At 53.4% G+C, this 25,189-nt stretch carries 27 protein-coding genes; 12 read left to right on the top strand and 15 right to left on the bottom strand.

From position 1 onward, the window contains the following. The coding region (locus ACN0WW_RS16135; protein WP_417613941.1) for a TonB-dependent receptor plug domain-containing protein at positions 1-666 on the bottom strand (666 nt) is incomplete at its 3' end. Between the two features lie 244 nt (positions 667-910). Here ACN0WW_RS16135 and ACN0WW_RS16130 point away from each other — a divergent pair. The 8 genes from ACN0WW_RS16130 to ACN0WW_RS16095 all read left to right on the top strand — a co-directional run bounded on the left by ACN0WW_RS16130 (position 911) and on the right by ACN0WW_RS16095 (position 6,484). After that, positions 911-2,062, top strand: a complete 1,152-nt coding sequence (locus tag ACN0WW_RS16130) for a nitrilase-related carbon-nitrogen hydrolase (protein WP_417613939.1) — start codon at positions 911-913, stop codon at positions 2,060-2,062. Between the two features lie 68 nt (positions 2,063-2,130). Further along, positions 2,131-2,433, top strand: a complete 303-nt coding sequence (locus tag ACN0WW_RS16125) for a DUF1330 domain-containing protein (protein WP_417613937.1) — start codon at positions 2,131-2,133, stop codon at positions 2,431-2,433. Further along, on the top strand, positions 2,430-2,903 hold the full coding sequence (locus ACN0WW_RS16120) for a VOC family protein (protein ID WP_417613935.1): 474 nt from the start codon (positions 2,430-2,432) through the stop codon (positions 2,901-2,903). Before ACN0WW_RS16125 ends, ACN0WW_RS16120 begins: the two co-directional genes overlap by 4 nt. A gap of 40 nt (positions 2,904-2,943) precedes the next feature. Further along, entirely contained in the window at positions 2,944-3,396 is a 453-nt protein-coding gene (locus ACN0WW_RS16115; RefSeq protein ID WP_417613933.1) for a VOC family protein, read from the top strand. Positions 3,397-3,413: 17 nt separating this feature from the next. After that, entirely contained in the window at positions 3,414-4,742 is a 1,329-nt protein-coding gene (locus ACN0WW_RS16110) for an MFS transporter (RefSeq protein ID WP_417613931.1), read from the top strand. Then, positions 4,739-5,545: an alpha/beta fold hydrolase gene (locus ACN0WW_RS16105; RefSeq protein ID WP_417613929.1), complete on the top strand. Its 807-nt coding sequence runs from the start codon at positions 4,739-4,741 to the stop codon at positions 5,543-5,545. Before ACN0WW_RS16110 ends, ACN0WW_RS16105 begins: the two co-directional genes overlap by 4 nt. Beyond that, positions 5,542-5,844, top strand: coding sequence for a YciI family protein (locus ACN0WW_RS16100; protein WP_417613927.1), 303 nt, complete (start codon positions 5,542-5,544; stop codon positions 5,842-5,844). Before ACN0WW_RS16105 ends, ACN0WW_RS16100 begins: the two co-directional genes overlap by 4 nt. Before the next feature lie 46 nt (positions 5,845-5,890). Continuing rightward, entirely contained in the window at positions 5,891-6,484 is a 594-nt protein-coding gene (locus ACN0WW_RS16095; protein WP_417613925.1) for a carboxymuconolactone decarboxylase family protein, read from the top strand. On the opposite strand, the gene ACN0WW_RS16090 is transcribed toward ACN0WW_RS16095, so the two are convergent. Genes ACN0WW_RS16090 through ACN0WW_RS16050 form a run of 9 tightly spaced genes read right to left on the bottom strand, consistent with a single transcriptional unit; the run spans position 6,485 to position 15,075 of the window. Further along, positions 6,485-7,390, bottom strand: a complete 906-nt coding sequence (locus tag ACN0WW_RS16090; RefSeq protein WP_417613923.1) for a VOC family protein — start codon at positions 7,388-7,390, stop codon at positions 6,485-6,487. It abuts the gene before it with no gap. Between the two features lies 1 nt (position 7,391). Beyond that, positions 7,392-8,156 (bottom strand): enoyl-CoA hydratase/isomerase family protein, encoded by a 765-nt coding sequence (locus ACN0WW_RS16085; protein ID WP_417613921.1) that lies wholly within the window; start codon positions 8,154-8,156, stop codon positions 7,392-7,394. Then, a complete protein-coding gene (locus ACN0WW_RS16080; protein WP_417613919.1) occupies positions 8,153-9,019 on the bottom strand; it encodes a polysaccharide deacetylase family protein in 867 nt (288 codons plus the stop codon). The genes ACN0WW_RS16085 and ACN0WW_RS16080 overlap by 4 nt, the downstream gene beginning before the upstream one ends. Continuing rightward, positions 9,019-9,819 carry an SDR family NAD(P)-dependent oxidoreductase gene (locus ACN0WW_RS16075; protein ID WP_417613917.1) on the bottom strand — a complete coding sequence of 267 codons (801 nt, stop codon included), beginning with the start codon at positions 9,817-9,819 and terminating at the stop codon, positions 9,019-9,021. The genes ACN0WW_RS16080 and ACN0WW_RS16075 overlap by 1 nt, the downstream gene beginning before the upstream one ends. Beyond that, entirely contained in the window at positions 9,819-10,124 is a 306-nt protein-coding gene (locus tag ACN0WW_RS16070) for an REDY-like protein HapK (RefSeq protein ID WP_417613915.1), read from the bottom strand. Before ACN0WW_RS16070 ends, ACN0WW_RS16075 begins: the two co-directional genes overlap by 1 nt. 11 nt (positions 10,125-10,135) lie before the next feature. Then, entirely contained in the window at positions 10,136-11,335 is a 1,200-nt protein-coding gene (locus ACN0WW_RS16065) for an amidase (RefSeq protein WP_417613913.1), read from the bottom strand. A gap of 7 nt (positions 11,336-11,342) precedes the next feature. Then, a complete protein-coding gene (locus tag ACN0WW_RS16060; RefSeq protein WP_417613911.1) occupies positions 11,343-12,704 on the bottom strand; it encodes a phenylacetate--CoA ligase family protein in 1,362 nt (453 codons plus the stop codon). Continuing rightward, on the bottom strand, positions 12,701-14,008 hold the full coding sequence (locus tag ACN0WW_RS16055; RefSeq protein WP_417613909.1) for an MmgE/PrpD family protein: 1,308 nt from the start codon (positions 14,006-14,008) through the stop codon (positions 12,701-12,703). The genes ACN0WW_RS16060 and ACN0WW_RS16055 overlap by 4 nt, the downstream gene beginning before the upstream one ends. Continuing rightward, on the bottom strand, positions 14,005-15,075 hold the full coding sequence (locus ACN0WW_RS16050) for an MmgE/PrpD family protein (RefSeq protein WP_417613945.1): 1,071 nt from the start codon (positions 15,073-15,075) through the stop codon (positions 14,005-14,007). The genes ACN0WW_RS16055 and ACN0WW_RS16050 overlap by 4 nt, the downstream gene beginning before the upstream one ends. A 65-nt stretch (positions 15,076-15,140) precedes the next feature. On the opposite strand from ACN0WW_RS16050, the gene ACN0WW_RS16045 reads away from it, so the two are divergent. After that, positions 15,141-16,055 (top strand): GntR family transcriptional regulator, encoded by a 915-nt coding sequence (locus tag ACN0WW_RS16045; RefSeq protein WP_417613907.1) that lies wholly within the window; start codon positions 15,141-15,143, stop codon positions 16,053-16,055. 5 nt (positions 16,056-16,060) lie between these two features. Here the strand turns inward: ACN0WW_RS16045 and ACN0WW_RS16040 are convergent, their stop codons facing one another. Genes ACN0WW_RS16040 through ACN0WW_RS16020 form a run of 5 tightly spaced genes read right to left on the bottom strand, consistent with a single transcriptional unit; the run spans position 16,061 to position 20,947 of the window. Next, complete coding sequence (locus tag ACN0WW_RS16040) at positions 16,061-17,143, bottom strand: CaiB/BaiF CoA transferase family protein (protein WP_417613905.1); 1,083 nt, start codon at positions 17,141-17,143, stop codon at positions 16,061-16,063. A gap of 5 nt (positions 17,144-17,148) precedes the next feature. Further along, positions 17,149-18,357: a CaiB/BaiF CoA transferase family protein gene (locus ACN0WW_RS16035; protein ID WP_417613903.1), complete on the bottom strand. Its 1,209-nt coding sequence runs from the start codon at positions 18,355-18,357 to the stop codon at positions 17,149-17,151. Next, on the bottom strand, positions 18,354-19,547 hold the full coding sequence (locus ACN0WW_RS16030; RefSeq protein ID WP_417613901.1) for an acyl-CoA dehydrogenase family protein: 1,194 nt from the start codon (positions 19,545-19,547) through the stop codon (positions 18,354-18,356). Before ACN0WW_RS16030 ends, ACN0WW_RS16035 begins: the two co-directional genes overlap by 4 nt. Before the next feature lie 47 nt (positions 19,548-19,594). After that, positions 19,595-20,104: a MaoC family dehydratase gene (locus tag ACN0WW_RS16025; protein WP_417613899.1), complete on the bottom strand. Its 510-nt coding sequence runs from the start codon at positions 20,102-20,104 to the stop codon at positions 19,595-19,597. Between the two features lie 3 nt (positions 20,105-20,107). After that, positions 20,108-20,947: an HpcH/HpaI aldolase/citrate lyase family protein gene (locus tag ACN0WW_RS16020; RefSeq protein ID WP_417613897.1), complete on the bottom strand. Its 840-nt coding sequence runs from the start codon at positions 20,945-20,947 to the stop codon at positions 20,108-20,110. 161 nt (positions 20,948-21,108) lie between these two features. Between ACN0WW_RS16020 and ACN0WW_RS16015 the strand changes: the two genes are divergently transcribed. The 3 genes from ACN0WW_RS16015 (at position 21,109) to ACN0WW_RS16005 (ending at position 25,117) form a co-directional block, all read left to right on the top strand. Beyond that, positions 21,109-21,969: a DUF1838 family protein gene (locus ACN0WW_RS16015; protein ID WP_417613895.1), complete on the top strand. Its 861-nt coding sequence runs from the start codon at positions 21,109-21,111 to the stop codon at positions 21,967-21,969. A 305-nt stretch (positions 21,970-22,274) separates the two neighbouring features. After that, on the top strand, positions 22,275-23,567 hold the full coding sequence (locus tag ACN0WW_RS16010) for an MFS transporter (RefSeq protein WP_417613893.1): 1,293 nt from the start codon (positions 22,275-22,277) through the stop codon (positions 23,565-23,567). After that, positions 23,564-25,117, top strand: a complete 1,554-nt coding sequence (locus tag ACN0WW_RS16005) for an FAD-binding oxidoreductase (protein ID WP_417613891.1) — start codon at positions 23,564-23,566, stop codon at positions 25,115-25,117. Before ACN0WW_RS16010 ends, ACN0WW_RS16005 begins: the two co-directional genes overlap by 4 nt. Positions 25,118-25,189 lie beyond the last annotated feature (72 nt).

Genomic DNA, 25,189 nt, shown 5'->3' with positions numbered 1-25,189 from the left:
ACCCAACCGCTTGCCGGTCACGGAATTCGTATAAAATCCGGCAAACTCACTATATTTTCCTGCTACAAAGACACTTAAGCCGTCCGCAATAGGAGCAGCGACGCGCCCGAAAACTTCATACTTGTCATGCGTCGCCGCAGTGAGCTCGAAATCTGCGGACAGTTGGCTTGCAGGACGTCTCGAGACATAGTTTACCGCTCCTGACAGCGTCCCGCGCCCGAAGACAGCGCTTTGCGGCCCTTTAATCACTTCTACGCGACCGAAATTTTCCAGATCAAGCGCTGTCGATGCGCCGACAAAGGGGATCCCGTCGATAAAGAATCCAACCTTACCCTCGGAAAACAATATGTTCGAGGCACCGCGAATAACCGGACGGTCAGCATCACGGCCGAATGCGGATTGCAACTGAAAGCCAGGGGTGAAATCAGACAGATCTTCAAGTCCGGCGATATTTGCATCATCAATCATCTGCTCGCCGATAACGTTCACAGTCACCGGTACCGTTTGCAAATTCTCTTCTTTTTTCCGGGCTGTGACGATGATGATATTGGAATCCGACCCATCGGCTGCTCCAGCTTCGCCGCTCTGTGCATAGGCAGGCGCAACCGCCAAAGCAGTCGCGGCCAACAACGCCGATTTGATCGTTCCGGTTGCAAATTTCTTCATACTGTTATCTCCCCACGGCGGCTGAGCGCCCCCTTAATTTAGATGGGCAAAACTCTCACTGTCTTAATAATTTGTCCAGACAAATTTCTGAAAGATGCGATTTTATGCCGCCGACTGTCACAAAAATACAACATTTCTATCCGCGATGTAGTTTTGTTTGAATGTGCTTGCAATAAGTTGTCCGGACAAATAGCCTGCTTTCAAGGCCCTTGGTAAAAAGGGCCGTCATGAGAGGAGATAGGCAGTGACAAAATTAAATGCGTTGTCGCGAAGGGCGTTATTCGGTGCAGGGGCAGGAATCGCTGCCGGCGCCACTCTGGGCTGGGCAGATTTTGCGCAAGCGTCCACCAAAGGGGGCCCGGATAAACTGAATTTCACTCCGGATGGGAGCTACGCAACCGTACCGCTTTCCAAAACTCACATCACACTAGGTGCGGTGCAATCCCGCGTAGTGCCAGTGGAACTTTCGAATCTGAAACAGACACGCCGCGCCAATGTCCAGCATATGATGGATCTGATTGACGCCTCCAGCTCGCTGACCGGAAAGAAAGACCTTCTGTTCTTTCACGAATTCCCGATTACCGGTTATTATCAACAATGGAATCTCGCGGACGCACGCAAGGTAGCGATCGAAGTTCCCGGTGAAGAAACCGAGATGCTGGGTAAAAAAGCACGCGAGCATGGCTGCTGGCTGGTGTTCGGATCCTATGTGCGCGATCCGGATTGGCCGGACGCCCTGCTGTCGATCACGACGATCATGAATGATAAGGGAGAAGTGGTCGACAAGCATTGGAAGGCCCGCAACATCAAGGGTGCTTTTGGCGGAGATTTTGAATTGTTCACCACGTCCATTTATGATGTGCTGCATCGTTACATTGAAATGTACGGGGCGGACGCGGTTGTCCCCGTTACTCGAACACCGATCGGCAACATCGCTACAACATCGACCCAGCGCGAACCGGAATTGATGAGGGCGATGGCAATGAAAGGCGCAGAAATCATGCTACGCACGGCAACCGGCGGCTTCTCTCCCATCGATATGCAGGCAACGTCACTTTACAATGGCATCTATACGGCTGTCGCGAACAATGCTGCTTCACCAGAGAATAAATATTATTTTGCGGATGCTGGCGGCGGCGGCACCGCAATATATGGACCCGATGGCGAACTAATGAATATAGCGAAAACCGCTTTTGAAACGCTCGTCCACGCTCGGATACCGATCGCTGATTTCCGCTCCCGACATCGTCAGCCGATTGTTCATAGCGAAATATTCATGCCAGTATATGAACAATATCGATCACAATATGGTCCTGACCTATTCAGCAATTACCAGCCGACAGACGCCAAGGATGCTAGCCGTTATCTCAGCGACAAAGCGCGATGGCCAAAATAGCAGTTGCTCTCCGCCCTCAAGGGAGCAATTTATCTGGACAATCGAATTGAGAAATCGAGGAACTGCCAATGCCTGCTTACATGATTGTTACTGCGAACATAAAAGATCGCGATAAATTTATCTCCGGGTATGGCGCCACCGCCGGTGCTCTGGTTGAGAAATTTGGCGGTCGCTATATATTGCGCGGCCCTGGGGCGGAATTGCTCGAAGGTCAATTTGGTGATGGCGCTTCAATGGTGATATCGGAATGGCCGGATAAGGAAACTGCGAAAAAATTCTGGAACAGCCCGGAATATGCAAAAGCCAAAATGCTCCGCGCAGACATGGCCGACTGTCAGGTTCTCCTGATCGAAAGCCCGAAAATTGAATGACTGATATTATCAAGCGCACCACCGTGATGGTGCGTGATGGTGATCGCGCAGCGCATTGGTATGAGCAGGTCTTTGGCATGACTCGCTGGATGGACACCCCTTTCACTTTGTCTGGCAATCAATTGGCCGCTGGTAAGAAAGGCGACAAGACGCGGCTCATCATATTGAAATGCAACGATGATTTAATCGGCATGATCGGCTTGCTCGAATGGATCGATCCAAATCAGGACGCGCCATCTGAACTTCCGACAGAAATCGCGTTCGGAACGCCAATATTTGTAGTCGCTTCGGAAGATGCAAGACAAGCGGTCGAGCGTGCCCGCGCGCTCGGTTCACGCATCCATTGCGAACCGCATGACTGGCAGGTCACCGGCGCGGACGGGAAACAAAAGGATATGATCGGTTGCTCCTTCTGGGATCTCGACGGATATTTTTACGAAGTGAACCAGCTAGTCAAGATCCACGAATAAGTAAGCAGGCTACCGAAAGCATGGAGTTGAAGGGAACAATATGACCGGAAAACAGCAAACCCGATTTCAGCGGGCCAATTTTGTCGTCGAGGATATCGACCGTGCCCTGACCTTTTATGAAGGCGTCCTCGGGTTCGAAGTGACATATCGCAAGGGTCATAATTCGGATAGTTATTCCATCCCTGTCTTTGAAATCCCCGAGGGCGCGGAACTGGATTTCGTCATTTTATCGTTGCCGGAGCAACCCCGTGTGATGGCGCTCTCAGGGATAAAGAACGTGCCAGTGCCTCCGGTTCCCTACCCCCGGCGCAGCGCCATCGTGCTCGATGTTGCGAATCCTGATAAAGTGATGGCCGATAGCGAGGCACTTGGTCTCAAAGTCTATGAGGAAGGTCGTCTGGAAACACATGATGGCCGCATCGGACGGGAAATTGGTATTGTTGATTATGATGATAATCTCGTGGTGATTTATCTTATTCCGGATGCGCAATGATGAGCGTGGAACCTACAGTGGCAATTGATGTAGCGCCAAAACCATATCCCGCTGCGGCAACCGGCTGGTTCATTGTGGTGATGCTAACTATCGCCTATATTTTCAGCTTTATTGACCGCTACATCCTCGGCCTGCTGATTGAACCGATCAAGGCCGAATTTGATCTTTCCGACCGATCTATAGGCTGGCTGCTCAGCGCCTTCACGCTGATCTACGGCTTTGTCGGCATTTTCATGGGCTGGCTGATCGACCGAGGCAAACGCGTATGGATCGTCTCCATTGGCGTATCCCTTTGGTCGGTCGCGACCATCGCCACCGGCACGGCAAAAAACTTCGCCCAGCTTTTTGCCGCTCGCATGGGAGTTGGTATAGGCGAAGCAACGCTCAGTCCGGCAGCGTTCTCGATCATCGGTGACAGTTTTCCGACCGAACGGCGCGGCAAACCCGTCGCCTTTTACTCTGCCGCTCTTCCTCTGGGCGCCGGCATCGCATCGCTGCTGAGCGGCGCGATCATCGCCTGGACCGCGGCGAGTGGAAACCAGAGCCTGCCGCTGTTCGGAGAACTGTCACCCTGGCGATTCACAATGATTGTTGTTGGCTTACCTGGCCTCTTACTGGCGCTGTTCTTTATTTTTATCAAGGAACCGGCCCGCCGCCCGGTCGCTGCTTCAACCGAGGTAATCAGCGGCAGCGGCTTTCGCGACGCAATGAAATATATCTGGGATAATCGACTGCTGTATTTTGGTTTTCTATCGATCATCGGAACAATGACGGCAATCGCCTATAGTCAAGGCTTTCTTGCCCCCACTTTTGAACGCACATGGGGGTGGTCGCCGCAAAAATATGCTCTTGCAAACGGAATAGCACTGTTGATCCTTGGCCCGGCAAACATGCTGATCATCGGCACTCTTTCTGACTGGTGGACGAAAAAAGGCGTCAAGGATGCTTCGCTTCGTCTGCTCTTTATCGGCTTTTTCATCCTCGTGCCGACCGGTGCGCTGCCGCTGTTCATGCCAACCGGGGAACTGGCCTTTGCGATATTGTGCTTGAATATCGTCGGCACCGGGATCGTTACGGCGATGGGCGTCGTATCATTACTGATTATAACGCCCGCGCAGATCCGCGGACAAATTGTGGCGCTATATTATCTGGCGATCAGCTGGTTCGGATCACTTGGCCCCATCGCTGTAGGGGAGCTATCCAGCGGCCTGTTCGGCGAAGACAACCTACGCTACGCGGTTGCCAGCGTGCCGATCCTGTTCGCGATCATCCCATTGCTCATGATGCCCCTCACCCGCCGACTTTATCTCGCGCAGATGGCAAGGCTTGGTGAAACGACCGAATGATACAGAAAGGGTATAGCGACGGTCCATTTGGTCAGGTGCACTGGCGGATTCAGGACCCTGAAACCACTTCATTCCGGCCCGATCTTTATTGCCTGCACCCGGCACCTTTTAGTGGTCTCGCGTTCACCACTATCATGCCGCATCTCGCCAAAGATCGCCGCGTCATCTCGCCGGATTATCCGGGCCATGGCGGATCGGATGCATTCATGCCATATCCTTCCATCGAAGATTTCTCGGAAGCGATTCTCGCGGTAGCCAGCGATCTTTCCGGCGCGGAGCCAATCGACCTGATGGGTTTCCATACCGGCAATCTTGTTGCGGTCGAGATGGCGCTTTGCGCGCCTGAAAGGATCAGGAAACTGGCGCTCGTCGATGTCCCCGCTTTCGACGCGGCAACCCGCGAAAAATATAGGGGTGCAACCGCCAAGCCATTCGAGATTACAACGGATCTAATCTGTCTGGAACAACCTTGGGATCGCGGAATGACCAAGCGCCTGGAAAGCCAGGGACGAGAGCGCAGTTTCGAGATGTTCGTGGAGCAGGTTCGCCACGGTCGCAATATGAACGCGGCCTTCCATGCCGGTTTCACCTATGACGTTGAGGACAAGCTGCCAAAGGTTCAGCACCCTTCGCTCGTAGTGGCTTCGCAATCAGCCTTGCTCGATGCAACCAGACGGGCGGCAAAATTGATCCAAAGCACCAGACTGGTCGAACGGCTTGATATCAAACGCACGGTTCTGGATGAAGCAGCCGGGCAAATAGCGCAGGAACTCATTTCATTTTTTGAAGAGGCCAACCCATGAAGACCTACGCGATTTACTGCACCGATAAACCGGAAACCGCGCAAGCACGGCTGAATGCCCGCAATGCGCATTTCAGCCACATCGAGAAAGTGCTTGATGACATTCTCATCGCCGGACCACTTGTTGGGCCGGACGGCATAACGGTGGGATCATTGCTGATTGTAAAAGCCGAGGACGCAATCAGCGCGCGAACGCTGCTGGAACGGGACCCCTATTTCAAGGCAGATATCTGGGCCGATATCCGGATCACCGAATTTGTTCCGGCAGCGGGAGTCTGGATTGGCGGCAAGATATGGTAGCCATGCTGGCGCACACTCGCCCGAGAGAGCAATAAAGGAGCATCTCATGACCCGTATCAAACCGCTAACCTTGGACGAATTGCCAAGCGAAACGCAGGCGGCGCTCAAATTTTCTCAAAATCTGATGGGCTATGTTCCCAATTCACTGATGACCATGGCGCACTGGCCGGAACTGCTCGGCGCCTTTCGCGGTCTGGTATCGGTAATCTATGGCGAGAGCGAAATCGACAATGGCCTCAAACGCCTGATTGGCGCCGTGGTTAGCGCAGCGGCAGGTTGTCAATATTGCAAGGCACATACAACGCTGGGTGCTCGTGATGCGGGCGTTGATGAGGTCAAGGTGAAGGCGGTGTGGGAATATCAAACAAGTGATCTTTTCACCGATGCAGAGCGCGCAGCGCTGAACCTTGCGTTTGCGGCGGGTCAGGTTCCCAATGCCGCGACCGATGAACATTTTGCCGCGCTCGATACCTATTATTCGGAACGCCAAAAAACCGAAATCATGGCGGTGATCAGCATGTTCGGATTTCTCAACCGGTGGAACGATACGCTGGCGACCGAGCTGGAGGAAAAGCCGTTCCAATCCGCCAGCGCACTCTATTCGCCGGAACAATGGACGCCCGGTCAGCACCTACGCTAGCTATTTGCCGATTTCGATCAACTCCAATAGTTCCCCGGCAGGCCCTTTGACAGTGGCTGATCGACGACCATTATAGGGCATTGTTTCCCGCTTCTCCGGCGGTGTAATCCAGTCCACATCAATGTTGCGAAAATCATCCACAGCCAATGTCACCAGTGCATTGCCTGGCGGCAACATACCGTCATGCCGGGTCCGGATTGTGGCGGTCGCCGGATAGTGATCAACCTCGACAATGGGCAGCCGCCCACTTTGCACCATCGTCAAATCGGACCTGGTATCCGCCGGCAAGCCGAAGGCGTTGTTGATCATCGAATAAGCGAGTGAAAAAGTATCTGCAGCGTCAAAGCCCAGCTTTTCCTCATACCATCGGACGGTTTCCGCACGGTCCGGCGAGGCCAGTATCACGATGAAGATCTGATCCGTCCGCGATTGTGCTTTCGGCAAATCAGTCGACGGCATATCTTCGCGCACCTCATTGAGATAGATCATCTCGCGACCAGTCCCCAGAACCTGCATCGGAACGAAAAAGGGCATGCCTTCCAATTCCTTGGGCGGCCCGACAATATCAAACCCGCTGCCCTGCAAACGATCGGGCCAGCCAAAAACATCCTGAACGCTCAACTCGTAGGCGGCCCAGCCATAGGTCATTGTCGGTTTGAAATCTGGATGGTCCGGCTGTTCGACAAGACGGATGAAACATTTCGCCCCGCTTGCAGGTTGCAGGACCGACATCTTTGCTCCTGCGCTATTCTGACAGCCCCAACTACCTGCGAGATCACTAGACAAGATTCCATTTTCAACAATCTGCATGCCCAGCACATCGCGATAGTCTTTGTTCGCCACTTCGAGATCGGGAACGGTTGCTATACCACCTAATATGGAACCATGTTGCACAGTATCAGTCATATCAGAATTCCGGTTTGCGTTTGTCAAGGAAAGCACTCACACCCTCTTTGAAGTCATCGCTTTCAAAGGCGGAATCAAACAATGCCCTCGATTCCGCATCATCATCCGCCTGCCCATCCAATATACGTTTTATGATCGTCTTGCTCATGCGCTGGCTGTGCGAAGATACCGAAGCCATTGTTTCAGCCAATGCCATGGCTTCGGCATAAGGTTCTTCAGCGAGAATCGTAATTAGACCGATACGCAGCGCTTCTTCCGCCGGTAAAATCTGACCAGTGAACAATATGCGCTTTGCTTGTGACGGGCCAACGGCGTCGACCAGCAACTTAGTATCGTGAAGCGGATAGACCAGTCCAAGCTTTGCCGGCGTAATGCCAAAACGTGCCCGAGGTCCCGCGACCCTTATATCGCACGCCAGCGCGATACCACAACCGCCGCCAACGCAATCGCCATCTATCACTGCGATGGTCGGCTTGGGTGCCTGCGCCAGTTCATGCTGCACCTTGCCGATTGCGGCCTGGTTCTTTGCCCGCCATTCCGGATCCGTCGAACCAGCGCCAAATTCGCCAATATCGGCGCCGGCGCAAAAGGCGCTGTCCTTTTTGCTCGCGTTTACGGTCAACACCCGGACCGCATCGTCCGCCATCGCGTCTGCCAGCAGCGCTGGGAACAGCTCCCACATCTCTTGGGTAAATGCATTACGCTTGTCCGGTCGATCGATAATCAGACACGCGATCTTGCCATTTTTCTCGAGACGCAGGGTCATGCAGGATCAACTTTCGCCAGATGTTTTGCAATCTGATGTCGGGATGTCACCCAGACATCTTTTTTCGACCGCACATGCTTAAGAAACTCTTTCAGGGCCCAGATGCGCCCGGGACGACCGATGATCCGCAAATGCAAGCCAAGCGACATCATTTTAGGATTGCCCTCTTCGCCCTCGCGATAAATCTGGTCAAAATTATTCTTGGCATATTCAAGCCAGTGGGCCGGCGTCATCGCCGGATCGGTCCAAATTTTCATGTCGTTGGAATCGAGCTGATACGGCACGATCGCAATAGGTTTATCCGGCACGGTGTCCCGGTCCCAGAACGGAACATCACCGGAATAATCATCCATATGATAGTCGAAACCTTCCTCGATCAAAAGGCGGCGGGTGTTGTCGGTATGGAAATAACGCGACAGCCAGCCATAGGGGCGAACGCCGACTGTTTTCTCGATGGACGTCACTGCCTTGCGGATAAATTCGCGCTCTTTTTCTTCGTCCATCTTGAATTGATGAACCCAGCGATATCCATGGCTCACCGGCTCATGCCCCATTTCTTCAATCGCGCCGGCAATCTCCGGATAGTTTTCAAGACTCATCGCTGCAACAGTCCAGCTAGCCATGATATCAAACTCTTTGAGGAGCTTTACAATGCGCGGCGCACCAGCCTTTAGCCCGTAAAGATAGTTGCTTTCATTGCCATAGTTCCGGATCGGAGATTTGATATGGATACCGAGCTCATCCACGGGTTCCATGCCGCGATCCCCGCGCGCTACCGTCATCTCGCTACCTTCCTCGACATTGACAACAATACTCAGCGCCATTTTCGCGCCGTCCGGCCAATCCATGCGTTCTTCTTGCATCAGTGCATTTCCTCCCCGCCTGCAATATTAAGTGCTTCACCGGTCATATAAAAAGCATCATCACTGGCTAGCCATGCACAAACCGCAGCCGTATCAGTTGGCAACCCGGGACGACCCATCGGGTTTTTGGCACTCATGTTTTCGAGATAGTCAGCCACTTTTTCAAACCCTAGCAGCTTCGAGAAATAGTCATTTTGCTGCCCTCCTAACCCGGTTGTGACATGGTTGGGGCAGACGGCATTGACGGTAATGCCATGCGCGCCAAGCTCCAGCGCGCTCGCCCGTGTCAAGCCGACCATGCCATGTTTCGAACTGACATAGGCCGGCAAATGCGGAAAGGCCGTCTTAGCAGCCTGAGAGGCAATGTTGATTATGCGCCCGCCATTGCCAGCTTTGACCATCGCTTTCGCTGCGGCCTGCGTGCAATAGAATGCGCCAGAGAGATTCACGCCAATCACCGTCGCCCAGTCCGCCGGATCAACATCTAGCAGCGGCTTCATCATAAAACCAATCCCGGCGTTGTTGACGAAAATATCGACCGCGCCAAAGGCTTCAACCGACTGATCGACTAGCACCTGACATTGCGCGGCATCGCTGACATCGCAAGCAACGGTTACAACCTTCGCGCCGCGGCTACGCAATTCGTCCGCAACACCGTCTTCCTCATCGCCAATGGTCAAATCGGAAACAACGCAATTGGCCCCTTCATCCGCGAAACGCTGCAATATGCCCTGCCCCAGTCCCTTCTCCTTGCCGGACCCGGTAACGACGACAGTTTTTCCTTCAAAACGCTTTGCCATCAGATATCTTCGGTCAAGATGAACTGCGGGTTATCGGCAAAGTCCTGAAAAGGAGCCGCCATCGCCTGAAATTCCTCGGTGGAAATATCAGCAACAAACTGGTCCATACCATTGATATCCAGCACCTCGACATATTGATAAGGCGCGGCATCGTCAGAGCCGAAAAGGCCTGTCGCCTTGTGCACGGTGAACTTTTCGACCGAGCTGAGCCGGTTCACGCCCGGGATATCATCCTTCTTGGCCCAGGCTTCGTAATCAGCCGCGCTGACGCCTTCTTTCAGGTTAAACACAACAATGATGCGCATTCTTTCTCTCCTCAGGATATTTCTAGAAATGTTTCCGGCCGGCGGTATGCGTCCAACTTTTCGTCCAGCTTTCGCGCCAGTCCGAACAATCCTGCCTCATTACCGGCTGCGCCGATCAACTGCACGCCAACGGGAAGTCCGGCGTCATTCCAGCCCGCCGGGATGGTAATCGCGGGCAGTCCCGCGATACTGGCGAGGCAGGTAAAATCCGCCTGATTGGCAGGTGCTATGTCATCATGGCTGAACGCGGCCTGCGGCGTAGTCGGAAGCAAAATTGCGCCATGTTCACCAACCGCCGAGACCAGAGCTTCTTTCACCCGTTCAAGAATATTGCGATCTTCGGCCAGATCAACGGCGAGGCGTTTTGGGCCGTATGTCATCAGATGCTTGAGGTGATCGGACAGGCCATCCGGATTTTTTTTGATAATGCTGGACAGACTGTTCGCCAGCGCCAGAGATGAAAGGATAAAGCCAGCGAACCGGACCCTAGTCAGGGGATATGGCAGTGAAAAGGCGGTTTGTGCACCAAGCGTCAATTTGACCCTCTCGTAGGCATCCAACACCGCCGGCTCACATTCCACTTCGCCGAGATTATCCAACAATACAATATTTTCAATGACTTGCGGCGCACTGAAGTCCATCATGATCCGCGAACATGCTTCCAATTCTTCCAATGACCGCGCGAGCGGCCCGATCGTATCGAGCATCGGCTCGCAAAGTTCCAGGCCATTCTGGCTGACCGATCCGCGCGAAGGCTTCAGACCATATACACCGCAATAAGCCGCCGGCACGCGAACCGAGCCCATCGTATCGGTGCCCAAAGCCACGTCGCACAACCCGGCCGCCACCGCCGCACCACTGCCCCCGGACGATCCGCCCGGCGTGTAACCGATCTTGTGCGGATTCTGTGTCGCTCCGAAGAACGGATTATCCGTTTTGGCACCCAGTGCAGCTTCTTCCATGTTGAGAGTGCCGACAATTGCCGCACCGGCGTCGCGAAGCCGCTTAACAACCTCTGCATCCTTACTGGCAATACGATCGCGATAGGCTCCGATACCACCAGTCCAAGGCAAGCCCTCAACAGCGATATTAGACTTCACACCAATGGTCATATTATCCAAAGGTCCTTCACCAAACTCGGCCTTCCTATCAAATTTCGTGAAGGCATTAATAGGTTCATTTGCCGCTTCAAGATCATCCCAGTTGATCATTGCCAGATCATAGCCCCCGTTCGTCGATCAGGCGTATTGGCTTTTGACGGGTGTCGATCTGCGTGTCACTCGCCGTGTCGCCTGCACCGACAAGCGCGACGCCCACTTCAATGCCCAAGCCTTTGCGAAGTAAGGCAGCAATCTCGTCGTTGTCAGAACCACCGCGGCTCTCGAGCGTCACATGCATGTCATCGCGCCCCGCTTCATCGCGCGTGACGCGGCAGACATATTCCCCGGTCAAGTCGCTGCGTCCCTCGATGATAGCGCCAATTGCATGGGGGAAGATATTGATTCCGCGGAGCTTGACCATATTGTCGCTGCGGCCCTTGAACCCGGTGATGCGTTTGAACACCATACCGGTGGAATTTGCGTCCGTCCGTTCTTCAGTAATGTCGTGGGTGTTGAACCGGATGCACGGCGCGATATCGTCCTTGAACAGGCATGTGACAACCATATCGCCGGTCTCACCAGGGGCGATCGGTACACCCGTATCGACATCGAGCAGTTCGAGATATTGAGCATCTTCCCATACGTACATGCCATCGCGATCCGGACCTTCGCCGGCGATTGTACCGGTATCGCCAACCCCGTACCAGTCATAAGCCTTTGCACCATGCCAGGCAGCCTCGGTCGAGGCGCGATCTTCAGTCCCCAAATGACCGATGATCATCTTGAGGTTGATCTGGTCAAACAGTTTTTCCGCCTCTGCCACATCGGCCAGCTTTCGAATATAATCGACAAAACCGACCATGCAGGTGACATTGAAATCAGCCATTAGATTAACCTGATTGATGGATCGCGTTTCGATGCCCGTTCCCGCGCTGAGGAACAGTGAATTGGTAAAATGCGTGACGGCCTCTCGAATATAGTGGCCACCATTAATCATCCCGTGACCATAGACCGACTGCACCACATCATCGCGGCCCAGCCCCATCCAGCGGTACATCCGTCCTACCATAAGATTGGTGATTTCGCGGCCCTTGGGACCGAACATCAACGGCTGCGGACGGCCGGTTGTTCCGGAAGTGGTATGGAAAACGACAGGACTATCGCCTCGCCCGTCAAAATCTCCGTAAGGCGGGTGCTCGTTGACCGAGGCCATCAGATCGGTTTTGTCATAAACGGGCAGTTTCGTGATGTCGACCAAGCTTTTGATATCACCTGCTTCTATGCCCTGATTGCCCCACAGACGCTGATAGAATGGTATTTCCCAGCCGCGTTTCATCAATATCCGGAACTGCTTGTCCTGAATGGCAAATAGCTCGTCGCGCGACATATTGGTGTAGCGCTCAACAAAGGTATCCCCGACCGGATATTGATCAAGCATCTGCTTGGCATCGAAGGATTCGAAATAGGTGGGAAAGGTCATTGGGGCTCCGTTGCATAAGCTAGAGGATTTTCAAAAATACGAGAGTCGCAGTCATCACTCGCTAAAGCCCGTGCCAGATCACGTTTCGATCGGGTTTGGCCATCGGACATCGGCGCAGAGGGACTACCGAGATTATCGGTGATTATATGTTCGATGACATTGTTATCTGACATCGTGATAGCCAGTTTTTGCGGAGCTAGCGCGTTGTGATCAGGGTTATCATCTATCCGTACAGTGACTTTCTCACCGAGCTTCACAATATCCGGATTGGCGAATTCTTCTAACGTAAAACAACGCGGGTCAATGATCCGGTCGCGTAGCATCAGCGGGACCAGAAACGGCAGGCATAATCGCGCATAGGCCGGTGTCATATCGGTTTTATAGGGTCGCCCGACAAGGCGGTGGATTAGCGGCGGCGCCGAAACATCGACTGACATTACATGCGATGGATCAAGCGAACCATCCCGCAACATATTATCAATCGCGCCCAGTATACCGTGACTGGCGCGGCCGGACGGAAAGGGTTTTATACTGACCTCTTCGATCAGCCAGCGCTCGCCGATACTATCGGTATAGCGCGCCAAATCACCCGGCTCGAACAGTTTGAAATAACCAAATGGCCCTTCCAGGGCATCATGCGGGCCATCCATTCCGGCCTTCGCAAGATCAACCGCTGTAATCGCCGCGCGCGAAGCGTTGGCAATTTGCAACGGCAACGCAATCGACGCCTCGACATGCGCCTGCATCGTGCCTGCCGCCTGGGAATAAGCAATGCCCATTACATCGGCATATTTTTCGCGCGGTAGCTTTGCCAATCGCGCAACCGCCAGAGATGCGCCGATGACCCCCGCAGTTGCGGGGCGGAAAAACTGCATCGCGCCATTTGCCGCCACACCAAGACCGCTGGCAATATCGACACCAACACAGAGCGCTGACATGAATTCATCGGCATCGCAGCCATCCTGCCGGTCGGCGGCAGCCAATAACGCCGCGGTCACCACCGACATCGCGTGCACCACTGCTGGCTCATGCACGGCATCCCATTCCAGACAGTGAATAGCAAAGCCGTTGAACCAGGCCGCAGATGGAGCAGGCAGGCGTTTGTTCGATCCCAGCAAACGCGCGTCGTTGCTATCGCCCCAGCCTCGGACTGCTGATAGCATAGCCTGCGCTTCATCCGACACAGCTCCGGCCGCACCGCCAGCCAAAGTGTCGCCGAGCAAATGAAGGGCAGCTGCTGTGGTATTTTCCGGCAGGATATGGTCTGCCGCTGCAAAATCCAATATGGCTGTGGTAGCGTTCATGACAGCCAATTCTCCAGCATTTTATGGATAGCCGCCGAATCATCGCCATGGAGTGCCAGATCAACAGCACGGTCCGCCTCTTTTTCGGGCAGGCCGCCCCAAGAAATTAGCGCTTTCGCTTTGTCAATAATTCCGTCTTTGGCCAAAGGCCGCTCGGGGTCACCGAGCGTGTTGAGCAGTTCAACACTTTCACGACCACATGTTACCCGCGCGCCGTAATGCTCCGGATAGAGCGCAGTAATGTGAGATGCTTCGGATACGGTCACCCGGCTGCGCGCATCAGCAAGCGCGGCAATCGCTTCGGGCTCAAAATCAGCGAGCTGCGGGACTCCGCGTTCGGCGACCACGGCAACCGAGTGTTGAATCGAAAATTTCGCATCGTTCGCTGTTTCAGGATTAAGACGGTCACAAAAAGTTATGGCATCGGAATAAGTTTCCACCTGAATAGCGCCCTCAAGCGAACCGATCTTCTCTTTTAATTCGAGCGCCGCATCAATCGCCGGATGGGCATGGCGGCAGGCTCCCCATGGTTTGAAGCTGACCTCATGGATACGCCATTGGTCGAGAAACGCCATCGGTTTGGGGGCGTTGCAGGTAGCAGCATACAATCCTTGCGGCCCTTCCAGTATAAAGCGCGGGCCTTTTATGCCCTTGAACGCGACCACCGAAGCGTCAAGACCTGTCTTTACCGCTCTGGCTATATGCCATTGTTTCGTATCGCCAACTTCATGGCGCAATTGCCAAAGGCCCGAACTCATTGTGCCTGCTAACCCGAGAGCTGAAACCAGCCTTTGCAAATTGTCTCCTGTTAGCTGTGCATCCTGCTCCTCATCGGGAAATGGCCAGAACGCAGCTGTTGCGCCGAAAACGCCAGCGGTTGCGGTGTTGTGATAGAAGCCATAATGAGTCCTGTCGAAAGTCTCTCCAACTATAATGGTTGCTTCGTACCCCACGATTGCCGCGTCGAGCATAAATTCAAAATCGCAGTCTCGATCGTCCAAAATACAAGGCCAGATCACCGGTCCTGGATGTAATATAGATCTTCGATGGACATCATCCATCTCCATCACGTTACCGAGCCAGGAAGCGACAGCGAAGGGACCGTCTTCTATGCCTTCCGAAATTATAAGCTGTGCAAGGTCGCTGCGAAGCGCTCCCGCAACGCACCCCAACCAATCCAGTAAATGCAGCCGCGCCCGTTGCCGCGTCGCCTCATCGACTGGCCGCATCAAATGCGTTGCAAGTTTCTCAGTCAGGCTCTCTTGCGTCATATCCCTGCCCGCTCTATGATAAGTCCATGTCCGGAAAAGCAAAATTGGTGTCGAAAAAGAAACCACGATATCTGGAACTGGCCGACAAGCTGCGTCAGGAAGTGTTGCGCGGGGACTATTCCGGTTCCGGAGATTTTCCGACCGAATCCGTTCTGTGCAAAAAGTATAGTGTCAGCCGCTTTACCGTGCGAGAAGCTTTGCGACAGCTTACGGGCGAAGGTTTGATCTCCAGGAAACGCGGTTCGGGAACCATTGTGCAGCCCGCCTCTGCCCGGGCCGGAGCCCTGCATCAACCACTCAGCAATGTGGGTGAAATATTGCAATATGCGCTTGATACCAAAATCAGTTTTGAACAAAAAGTGCCGCAGGAACTTCCTGCCGGCATCGCCGAGCAGGTTGGGATCAAACCGCAAGGCGAATGGTTTGTGATCCATGGCAAAAGACAGAAAGCCGGGCGCAAACGTCCAGTTGCTCTGACTATTGCGTGGATCAACCCCGAACTCGAAAAAACGGTGCAGAAAATCGATCTGCAAGGATCGACTTTGTTCGGGCAAATTGAACAACATGAAAATATCACGGTAACCCGCGTCACGCAGGACATCCAAGCCATTCTGGCATCCAAAGACACTGCCGACGGCCTTGGTATTGAAGAAGGTGATCCGGTGCTTCGTATCCTGCGCTGCTATTTTGACGAAAACGACCGGATGTTCGAGATTTCGGAAAATTACCACCCTGGTGAACGCTTTGCTTATTCGATGCATATCGAGGTGAACTGAGCCACTCATTTCTGCAGTTCCGGAGCATCGGACGGCTGCCAGTTTTCTTCGGACCGAAACTGGAATGAGGGCGCGATCTGGTGCGATCCATCCGATTCGATCAGCAGGCCACGTTCGAGCAGAAACCCTTGATCCAACGCCTCCGCAAAATTCAGTACCGGTGCAAAAGCGACGTCCTTGTCGGCGAACCATTCCACCCAATCGTCGCGAGTTTTGGTGAGGAAAGTGCCGCGCAGATATTGGATCAATGGCTGCTGCAACTCTCCGGCCTCTTTCTCGGCTAGTGGCAGAAGGTCGAGGCAATCCAGAGCGGTCAGCAGGTTGTTCGCAAACTTTACTTCGCGGGCACCCAGCACGACAAATTTATCGTCCAACGTTTTGTAAACATTGTAAAAAGCAGCGCCGCCCAGCGAACGCTGCGCTTGCGATACCGGTGCGTCACCGCCCCGGATCGCATCGCCGGCAATATGGGCGCACCATGGCAACATCGAGTCGAACATGGCGATATCAACATAATCGCCCCGGCCGGTCCTATCGCGTCCGATCAACGCCATCAGCACTGCTGACAAACCGTTCAGTCCGGCCGCCATATCTGCTGACGGAGCGCCTGGTACGACCGGCACTCCATCTTCGCCGTCGTTTACCGATAAAAATCCCGAAAGCGCTTGAACCGCCAGATCGTGGGCGGGGTGCAGCGCCATCTCGCCCTTCTGTCCGAAAGCAGAAATTGAACAGTAGACGATACGTGGATTTTTTGCAGAGACAGCATCATAGCCGAAACCCAGCCGTTCCATCACCCCGGGGCGGAACCCTTCGATCATGACGTCTGCATCGGCTAGCAGCTCCCAAAGATGTTTGCGCCCATTGTCGCTTTTCAAATCGAGGGCCAGCGCCCGCTTGCCACGATTGAGATTGCGGAACCAGACCGATTGACCTGACTCCGTCGGTTCCATCTGCCGTGCCGGATCGCCTGTAGGAGGCTCAACCTTGATCACCTCCGCGCCATGATCCGCCATCATCATGGTGAGCATCGGCCCCGGCAGAAAAAGCGAGAGATCGATAACTTTTATGCCAGTGAGCTTTCCCATTTTATTCAGATCACACCCTTGGAACGCAAAGCGTGAATGGCATCGGCATCATAGCCAATTTCACCCAAAACCGCATCATTGTCCGCACCAAGAAGCGGCCCGGCTTTGTTGGGAAGACGTTTTCCGTTCAGCTTGATCGGGCTGGATAGTATATTCATTTCCGGATTGTCCGGGTGGCTGACGGTATCGCGCATACCGATTGTTTCAAGCCAGGGATTGTCTAGAGCCTGGTCAAGACTGTAAACCGGCGCAATCGGAACGTTGCCTTCCAGCAGACCTTGCCAATGCGCAACTTTATGTGTGCCAAAAATATCATCCAATATCCCTGAAAGTACATCGCGGTTTTTCAGCCGGTTGGCTGGGGTATCAAAGCGTGGATCATTGATCAGTTCACCATGCCCGATTGTCTCTGCCAGAATCGGCCAGAATTTCGGAAGTTGCGCCATTACAAACATCCAGCCATCCGCCGCCTTAAACATCTGACTAGGCGTCGCGGAAGGATGCGCACCGCGCTTAACTCGCGGGGTAACATCCCCTTCATTCATATACCAGAGCGCTGGATAGCTGGTCTGGTGCACCGCGGCGGAGAGTAGATCGACGTCCACGTCGCAACCCTTTCCAGAGCGCTGAGCATCCAGAAGTGCGGCCAGCAAACCGACTGCCATTTGCGTACCGGACATAAAGTCCACCATCGACAGGCCAAACCGAACCGGTGGCCCATCAGGTTCGCCGGTCAGAGCACAGAAACCTGCCTCGGCCTGCATCAGATAGTCAAAACCGGGCCATTTGGCTCGCGCATTGTCACGGCCATACGCCGAACAATGCGCGCAAACGATTGCCGGGTTGATTGATTTCAGGCTGTCATAATCCAGACCAATTTTGGCGGGCACATCGCCGCGCAGATTATTGGCCATGACATGCGAATTCTTGATCAGCTTATGGAGAATTTCCATGCCTTCTGTACTTCGCAAATCCAGAGTCAGCGAACGTTTATTGAGGTTGAAGCTCTGGAAATACAGACTTTCCTCTTCGCGGAGCCAATGCGGTCCGACGTGGCGTGCAGTGTCACCGCCGCCCTTTCCGTTTTTAGATGGCGGCTCAATCTTAATGACATCAGCGCCCAACTGGGCGAGATACATGGTGCCGTAGGGTCCGGCACCATATTGTTCGGCAGACAGAACACGAAAGCCTTCAAGGGGGAGTTTTGTGCTCATGCCGGATTCTGCTTTACCCATTGCTTGGAGATAATCATTCGCTGCATTTCGTTTGTGCCTTCGCCAATACACATCAACAGCGCGTCACGGTAATAGCGCTCGATTTCATATTCTTTGGAATAAGCGTAACCGCCGTAAATGCGCATCGCCTCTTCCGAATTGCGAACCGCCGATTCCGATGCAAAATATTTCGCCATGCCGGCCTGCATGTCACAGCGTTCTCCGCGATCATACGTTTCCGCGGCGTCCATTGTCAGCAATTCCGATGCGCGGGCACGCGTGACCATTTCGCCCAGTTTCAACTGGATTGCCTGATGCTCACAAATAGGCTTGCCCATTGTTTCACGAAGCTGCGCATATTCGGTCGCCAGCCGCAACGAACCCTGGGCAAGGCCAACGCCACGTGCGGCGACATTGATACGGCCAAGCTCCAGGCCGCCCGTGGCTTGGAAAAAGCCCTTACCTTCCACGCCGCCAATAAGGTTTTTGGCCGGTATACGGTAATTATCAAAAATCAGTTCCGCACTATCAATGCCTTTATAACCAAGCTTCTCGAACTTCTTGCCAACGGTAAAGCCTTCGCCCTTTGGCGCGATCATCAGACTCATACCCTTGTAACGCGGGTCAGCTTTGGGATCGGTTTTGACGAGTAGTGCAAAGCAGCTGCCCTTGATCCCATTCGAGATCCACGTCTTCGTGCCATTGATAACATAATCATCACCATCGCGGGTCGCTACTGTACGAATCGCTTGTAAATCTGTGCCTGCATTGGGCTCGGTCAGCGCCAGACCGCCACGTATTTCTCCGCTGGCGAACTTCGGCAGCCATTCCTGCTTTTGCTCCTCTGTACCAAAACGCTCTACCGCCGCGGCCATAATCAGGTGCGAATTGAAGATGCCGGTCAGCGCCATCCAGTAGGAAGACACATAGGTCACGATTTTCGCGTAGGTTGTCGCTGGCAAGCCGAGACCGCCATATTCTTCACCAATAGTGGCGCCGAACAACCCCATTTCGGCCATTTGATCGACCAGTTTTTCAGGCCAGATATCCCCATGGTCATGCTCCATGACCACCGGTTTCACTTCGCCTTCAACCCATTTTTCAATGGCGTCCATGAAAGCCCTTTCATCATCGGGGTCGATCGTTCGGGGGATAAATTCTTTTGCGGGATCCTGGGCTGCGCTAGCCATAGCCAAACTCCTAATAACGTGTTTTGTCATTTTAGCGGATATTCAATCTAATCGTCAGTGTTGCCGAAGCCCCGCTTCCAGATCAGCATCGTGCGTTCAAATGTGCAGACTATGTCATCATGCTGGTTCTTCCCGATCGTCTTGATGGTAACAATGCCTTGCTCGGGACGTGATGAAGATTCCCGAGTTTCCAGCACTTCGCTTTCGGCATAAAGCGTATCACCGGGAAACATCGGCTTGGTCATTTTAATCTTGTCCCAACCAAGATTCGCAACGGCCTTTTGACTGGTGTCGGAAACGCTCATTCCGACCATTAACGCAACGGTGAGCGGTGAACAGATCAAAGGCTTTTTGAACTCGGTCTTTTTTGCAAATTCATAGTCGAAATGCGCCGGATGGGTGTTCATCGTCAACAGTGTGAAATGCACATTATCGGTATCGGTAATCGTCCGGCCAGGGCGGTGTTCGTAAATGTGCCCCACAACAAAATCTTCAAAATAGCGCCCAAATGTTTCGCGGAACCGCCCCGGGCTGACTTCTATAACTCCATCACGCATGTCTCAATCCTTCTGTTTTTGAATTTTTGCATTGCCAGCCGCGGATAGCATCCGCCGATAACGCTTCATTATGGGTGCTTCCAGCATCCGTCCGTCGTGGCTGATAGCTCTGCCATCCGCCGCATCATATGCGGCAATGGCCGCTTTCGCTTCGGCAATTTCAACTTCGCTCGGACTCATGGCTTTCCGAATCACCTGCAGTTGTTTGGGATGAATTGCAGCCTTGGCATGGAAGCCCATTGCCTTTACGCGGGCGCATTCCTCGGCAAGGCCGTCTTCATTGCCCATATCTATGTAGGGAACATCAATCGCCATCACTTGCGCCGACGCACAGCACATAATGAACGCCCCGCGAGCTGCTAACAAAGGCTCCCATTCCAGCTTGGTTCCCAGTTCAGCAGAAAAATCACCCCCCCCGAACATCATCCCAGTAACGCCGTCGCTTGCCGCTATATCATCGCCAGCACGCAATCCCTTGACCGTTTCGATCAGTGGAATCAGTCCATTGATCCGGTTGCCCAATATGCTGCGTGCGATTTCAACTTCGCTCGCGCTTTCAACCATCGGTAGGAAAATTATTGATGGAAGATGCTCAGCGCGCGCTAGTGTCAGCAGGTCCGCAAGACCCTCGGCGGTTTTCAAACCATTAATCCGGACAGCGGTCTTTGTGCTTTCAAGACCAGCTAGTGCGACCATGACAGAATCGCGCGCGCTGTACTTCTGATCGGCAGGAACCGAATCTTCCAAGTCGATGCAAATCAGATCCGCGCCGCTGCAGACAGCCTTTTCAAAGCGCTCCGGACGATTGGCTGGCACAAAAAGAAAGTTGGTAATAATGGTCATATCGCTCGTTTTGTATCTTTCACTGAAATATCTCTTCACAATTTGTCCGGACAAATCTAATAGTCAACCGGAAAATTAAATCAATCGCGTATTTGAACAACAGGAGAGACGCTATGAAACGATATCTGAAACATGGTGCGACAACAGCGATCATCGCAACGATGGCGTTCGGAACATCATTATCGGCAAGAACGCTGGACCCAAACAAAGCAGAAGATGCGCTCGAAATTTCGAAACGCGTCCAATGCGGTGAGGCAGATGGTGTTCCCGCTGTTTATCACTGGTCGGGCAAAGTCTATTCGCGGGTTCAAGGCGAGCCCGACCGGCACTTGTTCAATGGCGAAGGCATGAACATTCGGCAGTGCGTCAAAATCACCGATCCGAAGCGTGGCACAGGCTACCGGCAAGTCAGCCGCGAGGTCATGTTTTACCTCGATCCCGAAACGAATGAAATTCTAAGGACATGGGAGAATCCATGGAGCGGCGAAACGGTCAACGTGATGCAAATTGCGAACGATCCGGTGAATAGCCGTCCCACTTATCCATATTCCGCAGACGGCAAGCCTTTCAAAATGACCACGTTGCGCCGCCAAGGCAAATGGATGTTCATGCCGATCGAAGTCCCACTTTTCTATCACAATGAGCTTGCTGGTGATTATCAGGATTATGTTGGCAATAAATATCACGCGATGGAGATATTCGACTTCGCCTTTCTTGCAGACGAAATGTTGGATACGAAAAATCCAACCGCTTATCCTACTGTCAGCTGGGTGAGGATTTCAGACTGGATGCCGTGGATGAAAATGCGCGGACGACAGGGACAGATGGTATTCAACGCTATGGGCGCCAAACTAAAAAAATATGATGATTTGCCCCGCGTAATTAAGGACGAGATTGCGCTCAACCATCCTGAGTATACCGTTCCGCCGCCAGGAGATGATCCGCGACCAAACGAAACCACTTGGACTGTTTTCAAGGCGATGATCGACGCGGAACGGGCAGAGAAAAAGGACAGCAAATAACGCCGCCGCAACAAAAAATTTCTCTCTAGGAGGCCGGCCCTCGGACCGGCCTCCCTTTTTATCCGGGATGGCTTGCCTCAAATCGCATCGATAAAAATTCCCTCCCAATTCTGATCTCGGTGTTGTTTGCATTCAGATTGACAAGATCGGCCTGGCATTTCTACCCAAACTCTTGACGCTTCAGATCGAAAACCGGCATTCAACGCGAAGCAAACGAGATAAATAGCGGCATATTCGACTTTTTGTAGCATCATGATAAAATTAGGGTATAGTTGTCCGGACAACTTATAAAGAGTAAGGTACACATGACCGATAGCATGGAAACCCGTAATGAATTCTCTAGGGGCTGGACCATCCTGTTTGCTGGGGTTTTAGGGGTCGCCTGCGGTGCATCTCCGTTACCGTTTAACGTTGTCGGATTTACCGTCGAACCGATGATCGCGGAATTCGGCTGGAGTCGGACACAGATTCTCTTTCCCATCACAATCTTCGGCGTCATTGCTGCATTGCTGGCCCCTTTCTTTGGGTCACTGGCCGATAAATACGGCGTTCGCAAAGTTGCGCTTTATTCTCTGCTCGGCTTTGGCCTTTCTTTTGCAGCCATTTCACTGACGCCAACGGCCAAAGCAAGTTCCACCCTCTATATTTACTACGCGCTGTGGGTGGCTGTCGGTCTGATCGGTATCGGCTCAACGCCGGTTAGCTGGAGTCGCGCCATCAATCTGTGGTTCTACAAACATCGCGGTTTGGCGCTGGGCATTTTGCTATTGGGCACAAGCCTTGCCGCGATTGTGGTACCCAAACTCGCGGTATGGGCGATCCAAAATTACGGCTGGCGCGAGATGTTCGCAATCGTCGCACTATTGCCATTGGCTATTGCCTTGCCGATTGGCTTTTTTCTGTTCCGTGAGCCGCGACCTGAGGAACGCCCAAAAGCAATATTGAGCAAAAGTGGAAATCTTACCGGTGTCACTCTGAGAGTAGCGATGAGAGATCACAGGTTCTGGTTAATCTGGCTATCGATCGCGTTTATATCTATGGCCTTTGGCGGTGCGTTTATCAACATGCCAGCCATGTTGTCAGACCGCGGGCTTGAAGCGCAGGCAGCTGCTTCGGTCATGGGTGTTCTTGGTCTCGGAATATTTGCCGGCCGCCTAATTACCGGCGCGCTGCTCGACCGGTTCTGGCAGGGATTTGTCGCCTTTCCGCTGCTGTGCCTGCCGGCTCTGTCCTGTTATCTGCTGCTTGGTGACTCTATTGTGTTTCCGGCTGCTGCCTTGGCCGGATTTCTGCTCGGATTTGCCGCAGGGGCGGAGAGTGACTTGATCGCGTATCTCACAGGTCGCTATTTCGGAATGGCTCATTATGGCAAAATCTACGGCATGCTTTACATGCCGTTTGGCCTCTTCTCCGCCCTTTCTCCGATTATTTACGCTGCCGTCCGCGACAACACCGGCAGCTATGATCCGATCCTGGCTCTGGCTATTTTCGGATTTGTTATCGGCGGCGGCATCTTGCTGCTGCTTGGTCGCTATCCGGAAGACTTTCCGGAACCCGACCTTCCCCTTGTTACTGATCTAACAGGAGTGCCAACATGATGGCTACCAAAGCGAATACTAATGCAACCGATGTTATTGCAGAATCCGGCGCCGAGGTTTTGACCGATGGCGATACTCTCGATTTTTACGCCCATGATGTATATGAACGCGGCGCGGACTTGCTGGCCGTGGTGCGTCCGAAAAACAAGGAAGAGCTGGCAGCAGCGGTCGCTGCAGCCACGTCTCAGAATATTCCGGTGATCCCGCGCGGTGGCGGTATGAGCTATACGGGAGGATATACCAGCAACCAATCTGGCGCGATCTTGTTTGATCTGGCCGCGATGGACCGGATCCTCGACATAAACGAAACCGATATGACGGTCACGGTCGAAGCAGGGTGTACGTGGGCGAAACTCTATGAAGCGTTGCAACCCAAAGGTTTGCGGACGCCTTTCTGGGGGACGCTTTCCGGTCTGATAGCCAATATCGGCGGCGGAATGAGCCAGAACTGCCTGTTCTGGGGTTCCGGTCGCTATGGTACGGCGGCTCAAAGCTGCATCGCGATGGAAATGGTTCTAGCCGATGGTACGATCCTCAAAACCGGGAGCGAGTTTACGCGGCCTTACGGCCCGGACCTGACCGGATTGTTTCTCGCCGACACCGGCGCGCTGGGGATCAAAGCGACAATCACCCTACGCCTGATCCCGGAGGCGGAGGCCCATGGTTACGCCAGCTTCTCATTTGAAACCCACGAAGAAACATTAACCGCCGCAGCCGAGATCGAACGTTCTGGAGTCGCAACCGAATGTTTCGGCTTTGACCCGAGCCTCAACGCTATTCGTATGAAACGCGACAGCTTAGGCAGCGATGCCAAGGCGCTTGGCAATATGATGAAGAAACAAGGGTCGGTCTGGGGCGCGATCAAAGAAGGCGCGAAGGTCGTCACCGCCGGTCGCAATTTCATGGATGAAGCGAAATTCTCGCTGCATGTCCTGACCGAAGGGCGCATAAAGGCGGCTGCGGATGATGATCTGGCGCGCGCGCGCAAAATGGCATTGGCCAATGGGGCGACGGAAACCGAGAATACGATACCAAAAATCATTCGTGCCAACCCGTTCGGACCACTCAACTCAATGCTCGGGCCAGAAGGCCAACGCTGGGCACCCATTCACGGATTATTGCCGCACTCCAAAGCGGTCGCCTGTTATACCGCGATCGAAGCATTGTTCGAAAAACATCGCGCGGAAATGGATGCACTCGACATATTTACCGGCACGCTGGTTTCTGCTGTCGCCGGGTCGGGTATGATCATCGAACCTTGTCTGTACTGGCCCGATGCGACCAATCCTTTGCATGAAGATACGGTAGAGAAAGCGCATCTTGCGAAACTACCAAAACTGGCCGCCAATCCCGAAGCCTGGGCGATGACCCGGAGGATGAAGCAGGCGCTGGTTGATCTGTTTTATCAACACGGGGCGGTGCATTTCCAGATTGGAAGAACCTATCGCTATCGCGACAGCCTAGATCCGGCGGCAGATGCGTTGCTACTGGATTTAAAAAAATCGGTTGACCCAAAGGGACTGATGAACCCGGGATCCTTGGGGTTGTAGGATTGGGGGCACGGAGCAAGCTATGGATTTTGATCGAAGGCAGATCATGGCAGCGGCGATTTGTGTCTCCGC

Source organism: Parasphingorhabdus sp. (assembly GCF_048269865.1).
Classification (GTDB): domain Bacteria; phylum Pseudomonadota; class Alphaproteobacteria; order Sphingomonadales; family Sphingomonadaceae; genus Parasphingorhabdus.
This window is presented reverse-complemented; position numbering and strand designations above follow the sequence as displayed.